The organism is Janthinobacterium sp. (genome assembly GCF_009923995.1).
Taxonomy (GTDB): Bacteria; Pseudomonadota; Gammaproteobacteria; order Burkholderiales; family Burkholderiaceae_D; genus Janthinobacterium.
In genome coordinates, this window is record NZ_RFSK01000027.1 from 1 (window position 1) to 17052 (window position 17052).

Consider the following 17052-nt stretch of genomic DNA (forward strand, 5'->3'; position numbering starts at 1 on the left):
GCGCGAGCTGTTGCTGGCCGGCTGCGTGTAGAACAGGTTGAAGCTGGCGCTCTGCCCGCTGATCAGGGTGGCCGGCAAGCCGCTCAGCACGAACAGGCCGTCACGCCGAGAATGACGATGTTGGCCGGCAGCACGTCGCTGACGACGACGGGGTTCTGGTTCGCCAGGTTGCCCGTATTGACGGCCGTGATGCTCCAGGTCAGGACATCGCCCACGGCCGCGTTGACCTTGTCGACCGTCTTGCTGACGCGGATCACGGGGCCGGGCAGGTTCGTCGTCGCCGTGTTCGGCAAGTCATTGACGATTTCCGTGGAGCTGGTGCCCACCAGGCTGGTGATGCGCGAGCTGTTGCTGGCCGGCTGCGTGTAGAACAGGTTGAAGCTGGCGCTCTGCCCGCTGATCAGGGTGGCCGGCAAGCCGCTCAGCACGAACAGGCCCGAACAGGCCCGTGCCGCTGTTGTAGGCGCCGCTGATGCCGGGCGCGCCGCTGATGGCGCTCAGCGAGACGCCCGCCAGCCCGCTTTCCAGCTGCAGGCTGTAGCTGACGTTCTCGGCCACGCCGGGACCCACGTTGGCAAACGTCACCACGCCGCGCACGGCGTCGCCCGCATTGCTGCTGCCGGGGAAGCCGTTCAGGGTCGTCGTCACGTCGACGAGCAGTTTCGACACCACGGTGGTGGTCTGGCAATCGGCGGGAGCGGCGCAGGCGGGGTTGTCCGCTCCGCCCGGCACCAGGGTATTGACCAGGCTGCCCGACACGCTGGCCGTGGCGCTCAGCTTCACGCTGGCGGCGCTGCCCGCGGCCAGGCCGGCCGGCACGCTGCACGTCACGACATTGCCTACCGGCACGGCGCACGTGACGGGCGCCACCGGCGTGAGCAGCAGATTCGCCAGGCCCGCCGGCACCGTGTCGCTCAGGGTGGCCACGCCCGTGCTGGGGCCCGTGCCCGTATTGCGCAAGGTCAAGGTCCACGTCAGCGTGTCACCCACGCTGGCCGCCGTCCTGTCGACCGTCTTGCTGGCACGCAGCAAGGGCGAGCTGACGGTGCTGGTGGTGCTGCAATCGCCCGGCTGCAGGCACACGGGATTGTCCGTGCCGCTGGCGCTGGCGCCATTGACGAGGCTGCCGGCGGCGACGGCGCGCGCCGTCACCTGTACCGTGGCGGCGCCGCCGGCGGCCAGGCCGGCCGGCACGCTGCACGTGAGCACATTGCCCGCCAGGGGAGCGCACGTCGTCGGCGCGGCCGGGGCGACGGCGATGTCGGCCAGGCCGGCCGGCAGGGTATCGGTCACGCTGGCCACGGCCGTGCTGGCGCCCGTGCCGCTGTTTGCCAGGGTAAGCGTCCAGCTCAGGCTGTCGCCGATGTTCAGGGCCAGCTTGTCGACGCTTTTCTTCAGGGCCAGGGCCGGGCTGGTGATGGTGGTGTTCGTCTGGCAGCTGCTGGCCTGGAAGCAGGCGGGGTTGTCAGGACCGCTGGGCATGACCTGGTTGGCCAGGCTGCCGCCGGCGCTGGCCTTGCCAGTCAGCACGATCTGGCGCTGGCCATTGCCGGCCGCCAGCTGGCCGCTGGCCACGCTGCAGCTCTGCTGGCTGTTCGCCACCCAGCTGGCCAGCGGCGGACACGTCACGCCGCTGTCGGGCGTCACGGCCGTGACGACGATATTGGCTGGCAACAAGTCCGTCAGGATCACGGCGCCCTGGTTGGCCAGGCTGCCCGTGTTGCTGGCCGTAATCGTCCAGATGATTTCCTCGCCCACGTTCGCCACGCTCTTGCTGGCCGTCTTGCTGACGCGGATGATGGAGCCGGGCATGGTGACCGTCGCCACGTTCGGCTGGTCGTTCGCCACCTCCGTCGAGGTGGTGGCGATGCGGCTGACGACCGTCGACAGGTTGCTGGCCGGCTGGACATAGCCCAGCTGGAAGCTGAAGCCCTGCCCTTGCGCCAGCGTGGCGGGCACGCCGGACAGCGTGACGAGGCCCGAGCCCGCGTTGTAGCTGCCCGTCACGCCGCTGATGCTCACGCCGGCCAGGCCGGGCGCCAGCTGCAGGCTGTACGTCACGCCTTCGGCCGCGCCGGGTCCGATATTGCTGAAATTCACCGTGCCGGCTATGAGGTCGCCCGCATGCGTGGTGCCGGGAAAGCCGTTCAGGGTGGTGGTGACGTCGACCAGCAGCTTGACGGCCGTGCTGGTGGTGCTGCAATCGCCCGCCTGCAGGCAGGCCGGGCTGTCCGGGCCGCTGGGCACGACCGTGTTGACGTAGGCGCCGGCCGCGTTGGCCACGCCCTTGACGACGATATTCAGGGCGCTGCCCGCCGCCATGCCGGCGGGAATCGAGCAGCTGAGCTGGGTGCCGTTCGGCACCGCGCAAGTGGCTGGCGCGGCGGGCAGCACTTGCCAGATGGTCAGGTTGGCCGGCAGGGTATCGTTCAGGGTGATGACGCCGCGGGTGGCGCCCGTGCCCGTGTTGGCCACGGCGATGGTCCACGTCAGGGCATCGCCCACATTGATGCTGCTCTTGTCGACGGTCTTGCGCACGGCCACCTGGGGACTGAGGATGGTGGTGGTGGTCTGGCAGGACGCGGCCTGCGCGCAGGCGGGATTGTCGGGTCCGCTTGGCAGCACTTTATTGCCCAGGCTGCCACCGGCCGTGCCCGTGGCGCTGATGGTGATGCTGCGGCTGCCCGTGAGGGCCGCCAGCTGGCCGGGGGCGATGCTGCACGCCTGCGCGCTGCTGGCCAGCCAGCTCGACAGCGGCGGACACGTCACGCCCGCACCCGGCGTGACGGACAGCACCTGCACGTTGGCGGGCAGGATGTCCGTCAGGGTCACCACGCCCAGGTTGGCCAGGCTGCCCGTGTTGGTGGCCGTGATGGTCCACGTCACCGTCTCTCCCACGTTGGCCGTCGTCTTGTCGGCCAGCTTCGTCACGCGGATGATGGGGCCGGGCACCGTGGCCGTGGCCGTGTTCGGCAAGTCGTTGGGCACTTCCACGGAAGTGGTGGCGATGCTCGACGTCACCATGGACAGGTTGTCGGCCGGCTGCGTGTAGCGGATGTTGAAGCTGGTGCTCTGGCCATTGGCCAGGGTAGGCGGCAGGCCGCTGAGGGTCAGCACGCCGCTGCCGGCATCGTAGCTGCCGGCGGCGCCCGTGACCACGACGCCGGCTAGGCCGGGCGTCAGCTTCAGCGTGTAGCTCACGCCTTCGGCGGGGCCGGGCCCCACGTTGGCATACGTGACGGTGCCGGAAATGCTGTCGCCTGCCAGGGTATTGGGCGGGAAATTGTTCAGGGTGGTGGTGACGTCGACGAGCAGCTTGACCACCGTCGTCGTCGTGCCGCAATCGCCGGGCAGCACGCAGGCGGGATTGTCCGGGCCACCGGGCACGAGGCTGTTGACGGCCGCGCCGGCGAGCGTCGCCGTGGCGCTGATGACGACCTTCGCCGACGCGCCCGGGGCCAGGCCGGCCGGCACGCTGCACGCCAGCGCGGTGCCGGCGACGGGAGCGCAGGTGGCCGGCGCCTGGGCGCTGACGACCACGTTCGCCAGGCCTGCCGGCAAGGTGTCGGCCAGGCTCACGCTGCCCGTGCTGGCGCCCGTGCCGCTATTGTTCACCGTCAAGGTCCACGTGATGGTGTCGCCCACGTTGACCGTGGTCTTGTCGACGGTTTTCTTCACCGTCACGTTCGGACGGGTGACCATGGTGGTGGTCTGGCATGCCGCCGCGGTGGCGCAAGCGGGATTGTCGGGGCCGGACGGCACGACGCTGTTGGCCACGGTGCCGGCGGCGTTCGCCACGGCTTTCACGACGATGCTCGCTTCCGCGCCGGCGGCCAGGCCTGTCGCTACGGTACAGCTGAGGGTGGTGCCGACGGGCACGCCGCAACTGGCGGGCGCCACGGGCAGGATCTGCAGCGCGCCCACGTTGGCCGGCAGGCTGTCCGTCAGGGTGACGGGCGCCGTGGTGGGGCCGCTGCCGCTGTTGCGCACGCGCAAGGTCCAGCTGATGGTGTCGCCCAGGTTGACGGTGGCCTTGTCGACGCCCTTCGTCACGGCCACGCTGGGGCTGGTCACCGTGCTGGTGGTGGCGCAGTCGCCGGGCGTGGCGCAGGCGGGATTGTCGGGGCCGGACGGCACGACGCTGTTGGCATAGGTGCCCGCCGCCGCGGGCTGGCCCGTGACGGTGAAGCCGGCCACGCCGCCATTCGCTGCCAGGCCGGCCGGCACGGTGCAGGTGAGGAGGTTGCCCACGGGCGCCGTGCAGGTGGCGCCGCCCGTCACGGCCACGTTCACGTTCAGCAGGTTGGCGGGCAAGGTGTCGGTGAGGGTGACGGGCGCGGTGCTGGCGCCGTCGCCGCTGTTGGTGGCCGTCACGCTCCAGCTCAGGGTGGCGCCGATATTGATGCTGGCCTGGTCGACGGTTTTTTTCACTGCCACTTTCGGACTGGTGATGGTGCTCGTCGTCTGGCAGGCGCTGGGCGCGCTGCAGGCAGGATTGTCCGGCCCGCCGGGCATGACCCGGTTCGCCAGGCTGCCGCCGCCCTGCGTGGCATGCGCCGTGATGGTGACCGTGCGGCTGCCGTTCAGGGCGGTCAGCTGGCCGGCGGCCACCGAGCAGGTCTGCGTGCTCGACGCCACCCATGCCGCCAGCGGCGGGCACGTCACGCCCGGCGCCGCCACCACGCTCGTCACCACCAGGTTCGGCGGCAGCAGGTCGGCCAGGGTCACGGCGCCCTGGTTGGCGATATTGCCGGTATTGCTGGCCGTAATCGTCCAGATGATGTCTTCGCCCACGTTGGCCGTGGCCTTGTTCGCCGTCTTGGTGACGCGCACGTTCGGCCCCGGCACCGTCACCATGGCCCGGTTCGGGTGGTCGTTCGCCACTTCCGTGGACGTGGTGGCGATGACGCTGGTGACGGCGGAAATATTCGATCCGGGTTGCGTGTAGGCCAGGTTGAAGGAAAAGCCCTGCCCTGGCGCCAGGGTCACGGGCAGGCCCGTCAGCACGACGAGCCCCGTGCCCGCATCATAGCTGCCGCTCACGCCCGTGACGGACACGCCGGACAGGCCCGTGGCCAGCTGCAGGCTGTACGTTACGGCTTCGGCCGTGCCCGGCCCCAGGTTGGCGTAGCTCACCACGCCGCTGATGACGTCGCCCGCGTTCGAGGTGCCGGGAAAGCCGTTCAGGGTGGTGGTGACGTCGACCAGCGGCTTGCTGACGACGGTGGTGGTCTGGCAGGCGGCGGGCGTGGCGCAGCTGGCGCCATTGCCGCCCGACGGCACCACGCCGTTGACGAAGTTGCCCGCCGCCGTGGGGCTGGCGGCGATGCCCACCAGCGCGCTGGCGCCCGGCGCCAGGCCGGCCGGCACCGTGCAGACGAGCGTATTGCCGGCCACGGGCGCGCAGGTGACGGGCGCCGTGGGGGTGACGACGATGCCGGCCAGGCTGGCGGGCAAGGTATCGCTCAGGGTCAGGGCCGCCGTCGTGGCGCCCGTGCCGGTATTGCTGGCCGTCAAGGTCCACTGCACCGTGTCGCCCACCGTGGCGGCCGTCTTGTCGACGCTCTTGCTCACGCCCACGCGCGGGCTGACCACGCCCAGGGTATCGCTGTCGACATTGTTCGCCGGCACCGGGTCCAGGGTGGTGCTGCCGGCCGTGGTGGTGATCGTCAGGCCACCGCTGGCGGGCAGGTTGAAGGTGGCGCTGCAATTGATGCGCGAACCGGGAATGAAGGGCGAAACGGGCGCGCTGCAGCTGGCCGTGGTGCCGGCCGGCAAGCCGCTCATGACGCAGGTGGGCGCGGCCGCGTTGTCGGGGCCGTTGTTCGTGCACACGCCCGTGACGGTGATGGCGGCGCCGGCATTGTAGGGGCCGGGCGGCACCGTGGTGACGGCCTGCATGTCCGCCTGCAGGCGGCGGTTGCTGATGGTGCAGGTGACGGGCGCGTCGGGCATGGTGACGCTGCCCGCCGTGCCCGCGCCGCTGGCGATGACGGCGGCCGTATCCGTGCGCGCGCAGCTGTAGCTGCTCTGGTACTGCGCCAGGCTGGTGCCCGCGCCCGCGCTTTCCGCGAACGTCACCAGGTTGCCCACGCGCGTCACGGCGCTGGCCGTGGCGCCATTGCCGCCCGGCGCGCCCGGCGTGCCGTTGGCATTCATGATGAACAGGCCGCTGTCGCTGGCCGGCGCCAGCGACTTGATCACGCTCAAGGTCTGCGTCGTGACGGTGGCCGTGGTACTGCTGTTGTTGTTGCTCAGGTCGCTATCCGTTTCATTCGGCGACACGGTGACGCTGGCCGTGTTGACGATGCTGGCCGCGTCGCCCGGCGTGGCCGTGATGGTGAGGGTCAGGTAGGCGCCGCTGGTGGGTGCGCTGGTGGCCGCGTTCAGGGGCAAGGTGCCCATGGTGAGGGCGACGTTGTTGCTGCCCGCCCCCGAGCTGGTGCTGCCGCACGAAGCGGCGCCGCTGGCGGCGCAGGTCCAGCTGACATTGCTCAGGCTGGCAGGCAGCACGTCGCTGAAGGTGGCACCCGCGCTGACGGCGGGACCACGGTTCCACACCTTCAGCGTGTAGCTCAAGGGCTTGCCGACGGAAAACGTCGCCGGTCCTGCCTTGCTGACGGCCAGGTCGGTCTTGGCATTGGTGCAACTGGCATAGGAACTGGCCAGGCTGGGGTCGCGCAACTGGGCGGCGGGGATGATTTCCGTCACATTGTCGGGACGCGTCCAGCGCATGTGCAGATAATTGATGCCCCCCACGTTATTCCACAGCACGCGGGCCAGATAACAGCCGCCCGGCGTGGCGCTATTGAAATTGCCGGCCAGATTCTGGAAATCCGTTTCATTATTCGAATATTCGGCCACGCTGCCCACGGCCACGTTATACACGGCGCTGCGGTAATTGGTCGAATACTGGGTGGAGAAATCGACTTTCACGTCATCGTCATGCGCGACGCTGAATTTGTAATTGCCCGCCTGGGGAAAGACCACCAGCGTGTACATCACGCGGCCCATGATCCAGGCGCGGCAGGCAGGCGACGTTTGCTGCGTATCAAAGTTGCATAACTGGCCAGGACTGGCCGTCGTGCCATTGGCCCAGTCCAGCTGCGGCGACGTGCCCGTGCGCGCCGCGTTGACGGCCGGATTGGCGGCCAGCCCCATCAGGCTGGCCAGCCGCGCCGTGCTGCCGGCGTTGAAGCTGTTGTCGTAATTCGGCGTGGCCGGGCTGGCGGGAACCCGCGAAATGCCCCGGTAATCCTCCCACAGCACCTGTGCGGCGGCAGGCGCGGCGGCGCCCAGCAGCGCGGCGGCGAGCGCCAGCGGGACGAGGGGAGATCTGGAAAGACGGGCTAAGCGGACCCGGTGGACTATCGCCGCCAGGCTGCCGCTGGCGCGCCCGGTGCATGACAAAGCTGCGTGGCGGCCAAGGCGGCCTGCCGTTTCCTGTAGTGTTTTGATCATGTTGTCCGCTAAGAAAGTACCGCTGCAAGCCGCAGATACATATAAAAATGACATTTAATTGACATGATTATATGAACAAGTAACAGTCCAAGCGTACGACAACCGTGGTTTTTTTATTTCCAATAAAGAAATTAAATTATCTCGTTGATATTTAGCAACACATTCCACAAATTAATCATATAGTCATGCCGACATTCTTTTTTCTGCCCCATACTGATCAGCTCGACATAATATTTAAATTATCATTTACATAATCATGCGAAACTATCAAACGCGTAGTTTGTTTTTTAAAAGAAACTATTAATGTCGATTCGCCCCCATTATCTCCATTCCTGCCTTTGTTAATTCGCAGCGGCTTTTCCATTCCATTGCGCACGGAGCCAGATGCATGGCCAGGCGCCCGCCGTGAATACCAGTCGGGCGGCATGGCGCCCCGTTTCCCTGCTAGAAAGGGCATGCCGCCGGGCGAATTGGTCCTGCCGGAACGGCGCGCGCGCGCGGCGAAGCAGGTCGTGGGAGTGATTGTGCAGTGATGAAGAACAGAGCCGGATGCGCTGCAAGGTGCCCGTTGCGACGCAGTGCGGGCACTGCCAGCAGCGGGCAAGCCTCGTCGGCCACCTTGCAGGGCGCCGGTGATGGAAGTCGGAAATCACAATAATTTGTTGCGACCTACTTAGCCCGCCGCGGGCCGGATCGCTTACTATGCCCCCATCGCCTTCAACGCCCCGACGCCATGCCCATGCCGCTCTCCCGCCAGGACTGCCCTTCGATGCCGTATCGCCGCGCGCTGCTGGCCTGCGCCTGCGCCGCGCTGACCGCCTGTTCGCCGTTCGGCGCGCCGCCCCCTGCCCTGACGCCGGCCCCGGCCGCCGGGGCGGCAACCATGGCCGCGCCCGCCTGGCAGCAGCGCGGCATGCGCCTGCTGCACATCGCGCCGCAGGAATCGCTGCTGACCATCACCGTGCGCCGCGGCGGCGCGCTGGCACGCCTGGGCCACGACCACGTGGTCGCCAGCCGCAGCCTGCAGGGCGTGGTGGCGCCCCGGGCGGGACGCGCCGCCTTCCAGTTCCGGCTGGACGAGATGAGCGTGGACGAGGATGGCTTGCGCCAGGCGGCCGGCCTGACGACGACGCCGTCGGCCGATGCCATCGCCGGCACGCGGCACAACATGCTGGTGCGCGTGCTCGAGGCGGAGCGCTATCCGTGGGTGCGTGTCGACGCCCGGCGTATCGACGCCCGGCGTGTCGACGCCCGGCGCAGCGAGGCGGGCGGCGAAGGAAACATGGCACTGCTCGACGCCGACATCACCCTGCATGGCGTGACGCGTGCGGTGCAGCTGCCCGTGCGGATCGAGGAAGCGGCCGACGGGCGCAGCCTGCAGGCCAGCGGCAGCCTGCTGCTCAAGCAGAGCGATTTCGGCATCGTGCCCTTCGCCATCCTGGGCGGCGCCATGGCCGTGCAGGACCAGATGGAACTGGCCTTCCGCATCACCGCCAGGGCCGACCTTAGCGCGCCAGGATCAGGCGCAGGCCCAGGGCGATGAAGATGGTGCCGGCCACGCGGTCCAGCCACAGGCCGGCGCGGGGGCGGCGGTTCAGCCACGTGCCGACGGCGCCGGAAAAGTAGCCCAGCAGGCCGAACAGCACGCACGCCTGCGCCGTGAACACCAGCCCCAGCTGCGCCGTCTGCCAGCTGGCATCGCCCCGCCCCGCGACGATGAACTGCGGCAGGAACGACAGGAAGAACAGCACGACTTTCGGATTGATACTGTTGGCGAACAGGCCCTTGCAGAACAGGCGCAGCAAGGATTCGTCGGGCAGGGCCGCCGCGCCATCGACTTTCGCGCCGCCCCGGCTGCGGATGGCGCCGATGCCCAGCCACACCAGGTACAGGCCGCCGGCCACCTTGAGTGCGGTAAACGCCGTGGGCGAGGCGGCCAGCAGGGCCGACACGCCGATGGTCGCCAGCACCGTGTGCGTCAGGCAGCCGAGGGCGCAGCCCAGGCCGAACGCCATGCCCTGGCGGCGCCCGCGCGACATGCCCACGCCCAGCACCATCAGGTTGTCGGGGCCGGGACTGGCGGTGATGAGGACGGCGGCGGCCAGGAAGGCCAGGAACTGGTCGGGACTGAGCATAATGACTCGCAGGCAAAAGGCGACATGATACCGGAGCGGACCGGCCGACCGACCGGCGGGCAGCATGTCTTTGTGGCAGGAAATTGCGCGTGTGCCACCGAGAGTCGATTAAAATGGGCACTCCACAGCAAATGGCGTTGCCGCCCATTTCCGCGCGACAGTCACCCTACTCACCGATGCCAGCCCACCCGCTCCCGTCCAGCCACCGCGCTTCCAGCTTCCGCGTCAGCGCCTGGCTATGCGGGTGGCTGTGCCTGTTCGGCCTGCTGGGCCTGGCGTGCGGGGCGCAGGCGCAGCCCGCCGCCACGCCGCTGCCGCTGACGGCGCAGGGCATCCACACCCTGGGCAGCGGCGCGCGTCTGTTTCTCGCCGGAGACGACAGCGCCGCCCCCGCCGATGCGGCCGCCCTGCCCGCCTGGCTGGCCCGCCAGCGCCCGGCCGCCGACGTCGACCTGTTCGGCGGCGCCTACTGGCTGCTGGCGCAGGTGCGCAACGACAGCAGCGAGACGGCCTGGGTCATCGACCCGAACGACACCCTGATCGACCTGGTCGACATCCACGTGTACGGCCCCGGCCAGCACGACGCGCCGCGCACCCTGCTGACGGGCTACCAGCGCCCGCACGAGTATTTGCTGCACTACGGCAAGAACGTGCAGCTGGCGCCAGGCGCCACGTACGCCGTCCTGATCCGCTTTTCCAGCCCCTACTATGCGCGCGCGCCCATGTTCGGCGTGCAGACGCAGCAGGCGTACCGCAAGCTGGTGGGCAAGGAAAACTTCCTCATCGTCGCCTCCATCGGCGCCCTGCTGGCGCTGGGCCTGTTCAATTTCTTCATCTTTTCCATCACCCTGGAAAAAGCCTCGGCGTATTACGCGCTGTACGTGCTGACGTACGGCCTGGCCTGGGCCATGACCTTCCACGTCTTCGCCGACCTGTTCGACTGGCACCTGCTGCAGCTGCATTACGTGCCGTTTTTCCTGCTGCCCGTCTTCAGCACCCTGTTCTACATGCATTTCCTGCACCTGCGCGACCATTCCCCCCTGCTGTACCGCATCAGCAAGGTCAACCTGGTGCTGCCCCTGCTGCTCCTGCCCAGCTGCTACTTCGCGCTGCAGTATGCGCACGCGCTGGCCACCATCGCCATCAGCCTGTGGATGCTGCTGGCGCTCACCTGCGGCATCGTCGTCTGGCGCCGCGGCTACCAGCCGGCGCGCTTCTTCGTGCTGGCCTTCGTCGCCCTGATGCTGCCCGGCTTCCTGATCCTGCCCGCCAACCTGGGGCTGATGCCGGCCATGGTGGCCAACGCCCAGCTGGTGACCCTGCTGGGCGGCACCCTGGACGGCCTGCTGCTGGCCTTTGCCCTGGCCGACCAGATCCGTTTGCTGCGCAACAACCTGGAACAGCGCGTGCGCGAGCGCACCCTGGCCCTGACCCTCAGCAACGACGCCCTGCTGACGGCCAAGGAACACGCGGAAGTGGTCAGCCGCCACCGCATCGATTTCCTCTCCGCCATGAGCCACGACATCCGCACGCCGCTGGCCGGCGTCATCGGCATGCTGAAGTTCGCCCTGCGCGACCAGTCCGTCAAGGGCCGCACGCAGGAATACCTGCGCATCGGCCTGCACAACGGCGAGTCGCTCCTGACCATCCTCAACGACATCCTCGATTTCTCGAAGATCGACGCGGGCAAGCTGACCCTGGAAACGCTGGACTTCGACCTGCTGGCGCTGATCGGCGACGCGGCCGGCATCGTGCAGGGCCAGGCCGACGCCAAGAGCCTGCTGCTGCGCCGCGAACTGGCGCTGGACCTGCCCCGCTACGTGCGCGCCGACCCGACCCGCCTGCGGCAGATCCTCATCAACCTGCTGGGCAATGCCCTGAAATTCACGGCCAATGGCGAAGTGCTGCTGGAAGTGCGGCGCGCCCGCGCGGCGCCGCGCCGCGATGGCCGCAGCCAGATCGACTTCGTCATCAGCGACACGGGCCCCGGCATCGATGCCGCCACCTTGCCCCGCCTGTTCCAGAAATTCGAGCAGGCCGACCACTCCACCACGCGCCGCTACGGCGGCACGGGCCTGGGCCTGGCCATCTGCAAGGAGCTCGTCGAGCTGATGGGCGGCACGATCGGCGTGGAAAGCCGCGTCGGCATCGGTTCGCGCTTTCATTTCAGCCTGCCGCTGGCCGAGGGCAGCGCGCCGGCCGCGCATGACCGCCTGGCGCCGCGCCACGCGCGCCACGCCTGCCGCCTGCGCATCCTGTGCGCCGAAGACGTGCGCACCAACCAGATCATCATCGGCACCCTGCTGGAAAGCATGGGCCACGCCGTCACCATCGTCGACAACGGCGAGCAGGCGCTGCGCGCGCTGGGCACGGACGCCTACGATTGCGTGCTGATGGACGGCCGCATGCCGCTGATGGATGGCGAACAGGCCGCGCGCGTGATTCGCGACGGCGGCAACGCGCAGTTTGCCATTCCCGACGCGCAGATCCCCATCATCGCCCTGACGGCCAACGCCAGCGAACATGACCGCCAGCGCTACCTGGCTTGCGGCATGGACGACTTCCTCAGCAAGCCCGTCGATGAAGCGCTGCTGTTCGACAAGCTCGATACCGTCATCGACCTGCTGCTGGCGCGCGGCCACGCGCTGCCGCCGGCCCTGCCCGACGCGGACGACGCGCTGGCGCGCCAGTTCGGCCTCGGCGGCGCCAGCGGGACACCCGGGGAGGCGGCGCCGTCACCGGCCGATCCCATGGCCGCGCCCGTGCACATCCTGCCGCTGGCGGGCCTGTCGCCGCAGCACTTGCAGCGCATCGCGCAAGCCTTCCTGATGGAAGCGCCGCGGCGCCTGGACCTGGCCTGCCACGCCGTGCGCGACGGCAACGCCAGCGCGGCGGCGGCCGCCTTCCATGCCCTGAAAGGCAGCGCCGGCTACCTGAGCCGCCCTACCCTGCACGGCCTGTGCCACCAGATGGAAACCCTGGCGTCAAACGGCCAGCTCGATAGCGTGGAGCAGTTCCTGCCGCAGCTGCAGGCGGCGCTGGACGAGGCGCGCCGCGACCTGCGCGCGCCGGCCGACGCCGTCGACTAAGCAGGTCGCAATAAATTAGTGTGCTTTCTGACTTCCATCACCGGCGTCCTGCAAGGTGGCCGACGAGGCTTGCCCGCCGCTGGCAGTGCCCGCACTGCGTCGCAACGGGCGCCTTGCAGCGCATCCGGCGCTGTTCTTCATGACTTCACAATCCTTTCCCACGACCTGATCAGCGGCCGGCCTCAGCGGCCAGCCAGCCATTCGTGCGCAGCCACGCCAGCAGCAACGCCGGCCAGGCGGCCGGTTCGCTGCCCTTGCGGCCCAGGCCCCAGCCATGGCCGCCCTGCTGGAACTGGTGCAGTTCCACGGGCACGCCCGCGCGGCGCAGGGCGGCGGCCATCAGCGTGCTGTTCTCGGGAGGGGAAATCGGGTCGTCGAGCGCCTGCGCGAGGAAGACGGGCGGCGTGCGCGCGTCCACCTGCAGTTCCACCGACAGCGCGTCGCGCGCCGCCTGCGCGGGATGGGCGCCCAGCAGCTCCTTCTTCGCATGCGTCGTGTCGAACGGCGCCTGCATGGTCAGCACGGGATACAGCAGCACGGCAAAATCGGGCCGCGCCGAGACGCGGTCTGCCGCATCGACAGGTGCATAGCGGGCCGCATCCGGTTCGACGGCCGTCATGCCGGCCAGGTGCGCGCCGGCGGAAAAACCCAGCATGCCGATGCGCGCCGGGTCGATGCGCCACTCGGCGGCGCGCGCGCGGATGACGCGCATGGCGCGCTGGCCATCCTGGAACGGCGCGGCCACCCCGCCGCCCTCCTGCGGCAGGCGGTACACGAGTTCAAAGGCCGTGATGCCCTGCGCCTGCAGCCAGGCGGCGGCCGGGCCGCTCTCCTTGCCCGCCTCGATGTGCGCATAGCCGCCGCCGCTGACCAGCAGCATGGCCATGCCGTTGGGCTGCGCGGGACGGTGCACGAGCAGGTAGGGCTGCGCCACCTGCGTGATGGAGCCTTTCGCGCTGTCGCGCTGCGGACCGGGCGCCGCACCGCCGGGCGGCGCGCCGGGCCACAGGAGTAGCGCGCCTGCCGGCGCGGCGTGCGCCGGCAGGTGGAGGAAGGCCAGACAAAGCAGCAGCAGGCGTTTCATAGGCAAGCTCGCGCAGGAGTCAATGAAACGCCATCATACCTAGAAGTCCGTCTCGCCCTGGATCACGGCCGGATAGCCCGTCATGGCGCGCGACGTCTGCATGCCCGCCATCACGGCCGCTTCCACGCAGCCCGCGTTGATGCCCGTCCTGATCCAGTCGCCCGTGAGGAACAGGTTGGAAAAGCCCGACTGGTCGGTGGCCAGCCGGTACTGCGTGCTGTTCACCACCGACATGACGTAGCGCTCGGACGGGTCGACGTTGGCGCGCCAGTACTGGCTGTCGAAACGCGCCGCGCCCGCCCCCTCCTTCGCGTCGACCAGCCATTGCCACGGGAACGCGCCCGGCGCGCCCGCCTCGGGCCACAGGGCGCCGATCTCGCGCTCGAGCTGGTGCAGCGCCCCCTCCTTGGCGCGCTGCGCGCAGCGGGCGGGGAAATCCGCGTCGGTGACGGGCGGATAGCTGTCGACGGGGAAGGCGCTGCAAAAATAGGAGACGTTCTTCGGCTCCAGCCCCGCCGGCCAGTCCTCGCGCGCCAGCAGCTGGTCCATCGGCGCCCACGTGTCGTACGGCTCCGTGAAGGCCGACAGCACGGGCTGCTGGCCTTGCGGCTGCGTGGTCCAGCCCATCTGCGCCAGGTTCTTGTTGAGCCATACCTGGTACGCCTGCGTGGCGACGGTCTTCACCTTCTCGGCGCTCAAGCGCAGGGCCGGGCTTTGCGCCAGCAGCTGCGGGCACAGGGCGGGCAACGAGCCGATGGAAATGCCGAACACCACCTTGTCGAAGTCCACGCCTTTTCTTAACACCGTGGCGGGCAGCGGCTGGCCGAACGCCTGCTGGTACTGCTGCGGCCAGTCGCTCCAGTACGACTCCAGGTTGACGTCCTTTTCCTGCAGCAGGGCCGCCTGGGCCGGGTCGAGCTGCGCGTAGTCGGGCGCGCTGGGCCAGCAGGCCAGGTCCTTCACGTCCACCAGCGGCGCGTAGCCGGCGCCCGGGTCCCGCAGCTGCACCTGCTCGGTGATGCGGATGCTGTCGATGTCGCCCGCGCCCGGCACCAGCTCTTCCACGCGCTGGAAGAACTTGAACTTGACGCCGCGCTTTTCCAGCACTTCGTACAGGGGCGTGAAGATGGTGTCGCCCATGCCCGCCTGCATCTTGAACATGATGCCGCCCTTGTAGGCCAGGCCGATGCGCGCCATCGCCCGCAGCAGCGTCCCCGCCTCGATGTTCGGCCGGGCGAAATCGCCGCCCTCGTAGGCGAACACCAGGTCGTAGAAGCCGCGCACGGGCGCCGAATTGACGCTGAACTGCTCGTCGCCGCCATGCTTGCGCAGCCAGTCGCGGAAATCGATGTCGTTGATGACGTCGAAGCCGTTCCTGAAGACGCCATCCTGGAACATGCCCTTCATGACGGTGATGCCCAGGTCCAGGCAGATGAACAGGCGGCGCAGTTCGTCGTCGCCGTCGATCAGCGCGCGGTAGCGCAGGCGCAGCCAGGCGCGGATGCCGTTCAGGGTACTGGCCAGCAGCTGGTGGCGGGCCTGGTCGTGGCGCGCGGAGTCGGGCGCCAGGTCGGCCACCAGCGCCACCAGCGCGCCCACGGACAGGCCCACGTCCAGCCCCAGCTCGTCGGCCTGGCCCACCACCTCGTCGGCCAGGCGGCGCAGCCAGCCCGGCCACACGCCCTCACCCTGCGAGGCGCTGGCGCGCACGATGCGCGCGTCGGCGTCGGCCACTTGCCGGATCTGGCGTATCCACTGCTCGATCCAGCCCACCATGGCCACGGCCATCTGCCACAGGGTGACGTCCTCGCCGCCCTCGCCCGGCTCGCCCGGCAAGGTGGGAAAGACGATGGACCAGTTGCGCCACTGTCCCTTCACGTCCTCGGACAGGGCCACGTAATCGTGCTGCTTGAAGGCGTCGCGCCAGGTGTCCAGCGGGCTGCCTGGCGGGCGATCGAGGCTGGCATAGGCTTCCTTGATCATCCTGAAGGCATTCGCATAGAAGCCGAACCAGATGTGCAGGCCGTGCTCCTCGATGCGCTGGCCCGCCTGCGCATTGCGCCCGCTGGCGCCCTTGCCGCCCAGTCGCCAGCCCAGCTGGTAGACGGTGATGTCGTGCTGGTTTTGCCAGCCCGGCTGGTTGGTCAGGTAATACGCCGTCGTCATGGCCGCCACGCCGCCGCCGAGGATGGCGATCTTTTCCGGCGCGATCTGCGAATTGTCGACCAGTTCCTCGCCCGGCATGGCCGTGAAATCGAAGTTGACGTTGAACGGCAGGATGGCCGCCTGCGGCCCCAGTTGCAGGCCCAGGGTCTGGTCCAGCGGGAAGCTGTCGAAGGCATGCAGCGTGCATTCGTACTCGTAGCCCAGCAGGCGCGCGCTGTGCAGGCGGTTGATCTCGGCCGGCGCCGCCACCAGGGCCTGGTACACGGCTTTCACGCCCGCGCTGTCGGGGAATTGCTTGAGGAAGATCTGGTCGATGCGGGGATTGCGCAGCAACGACAGGATATCGGCCCAGCCGGCCTGGTCCATGTCGAAGAAATCGGGGATGGAAAGGAAGATCTGGAACGCCTGCTCGATGAGTTCGAGGAAGCTGTTGACGGGTTTATGCTGGCCCGTCTGCACGGTGGCATTGACTTCCAGCAGCGGATGCAGGGCCAGTTTCGTTTCCGGCGAAAAATGCTGGAAACCCTTGGCGGCCACGGAACAGCGCAGCGGCTCGCTGCCGGCGGCCGGTATTTCGTACTCGCACAGGTATTTCGGATAGCCGAACAGCTCGCGCCCGTTGATCAGGGCCATGGCGTCGTCCACGAAGATGTGGCAGGGGTACCAGTAGATATGCGCCAGCTTGCCCTTGTCATCCATCTGGCCCACCATGATCCAGGTGACGATATCCACCTCCGTGATCCAGCCCTTGGCCTGGTCGACGGGGTTGGCGGAATCGGCATGGTTGACGCGCGTAAAGGTCAGCATCACATACGGCGACAGTACCTTCAGGGTCATCCTGCTGCCCGCCACCTGGTTCAGGGTGGTGTTGACGGTGGCCTGCAGCTTCGCCAGGTCGCCCTTGACGAAATAGCCGAACATTTCAGACTGTTTCAATTGCAGCGGCGCATGCATCATCACCGAACCGCCCTGGTAGATATACGAAGGTCTTGCCGAAGGTATCGCCGTCATTGCCCTGCCTCCAAAGTCAGTTTCAGAAAAACAAGATTGCTATAGTGTATTTGAGAAAGAACAATGAATGATATGAAATAAATTAAAGGATTTGCCAAGATGCATA

Annotated in this window: 7 protein-coding genes; 2 read left to right on the forward strand and 5 right to left on the reverse strand. The window is 68.2% G+C overall.

The window, feature by feature from the left end; all coding sequences use genetic code 11:
- Window positions 1-83 precede the first annotated feature (83 nt).
- Complete coding sequence (locus tag EBS11_RS14720) at window positions 84-326, reverse strand: hypothetical protein (protein ID WP_365955488.1); 243 nt, start codon at window positions 324-326, stop codon at window positions 84-86.
- Window positions 295-7461, reverse strand: coding sequence for a hypothetical protein (locus EBS11_RS14725; RefSeq protein WP_290603803.1), 7167 nt, complete (start codon window positions 7459-7461; stop codon window positions 295-297). The genes EBS11_RS14720 and EBS11_RS14725 overlap by 32 nt, the downstream gene beginning before the upstream one ends.
- Before the next feature lie 739 nt (window positions 7462-8200).
- Here EBS11_RS14725 and EBS11_RS14730 point away from each other — a divergent pair.
- Window positions 8201-9004 (forward strand): YceI family protein, encoded by an 804-nt coding sequence (locus tag EBS11_RS14730; protein WP_290603805.1) that lies wholly within the window; start codon window positions 8201-8203, stop codon window positions 9002-9004.
- Here EBS11_RS14730 and EBS11_RS14735 read toward each other — a convergent pair.
- Window positions 8967-9596: a LysE family translocator gene (locus EBS11_RS14735; RefSeq protein WP_290603806.1), complete on the reverse strand. Its 630-nt coding sequence runs from the start codon at window positions 9594-9596 to the stop codon at window positions 8967-8969. The genes EBS11_RS14730 and EBS11_RS14735 overlap by 38 nt on opposite strands.
- A 176-nt stretch (window positions 9597-9772) precedes the next feature.
- Here EBS11_RS14735 and EBS11_RS14740 point away from each other — a divergent pair, with 176 nt between their 5' ends.
- A complete protein-coding gene (locus EBS11_RS14740) occupies window positions 9773-12685 on the forward strand; it encodes a hybrid sensor histidine kinase/response regulator (RefSeq protein ID WP_290603808.1) in 2913 nt (970 codons plus the stop codon).
- Window positions 12686-12854: 169 nt separating this feature from the next.
- Here EBS11_RS14740 and EBS11_RS14745 read toward each other — a convergent pair whose 3' ends face one another.
- Both EBS11_RS14745 and EBS11_RS14750 read right to left on the reverse strand, forming a co-directional pair.
- Window positions 12855-13769 (reverse strand): alpha/beta hydrolase, encoded by a 915-nt coding sequence (locus EBS11_RS14745; RefSeq protein ID WP_290603811.1) that lies wholly within the window; start codon window positions 13767-13769, stop codon window positions 12855-12857.
- A gap of 39 nt (window positions 13770-13808) precedes the next feature.
- Complete coding sequence (locus tag EBS11_RS14750; protein WP_290603813.1) at window positions 13809-16946, reverse strand: NAD(P)-binding protein; 3138 nt, start codon at window positions 16944-16946, stop codon at window positions 13809-13811.
- Between the last annotated feature and the right edge of the window lie 106 nt (window positions 16947-17052).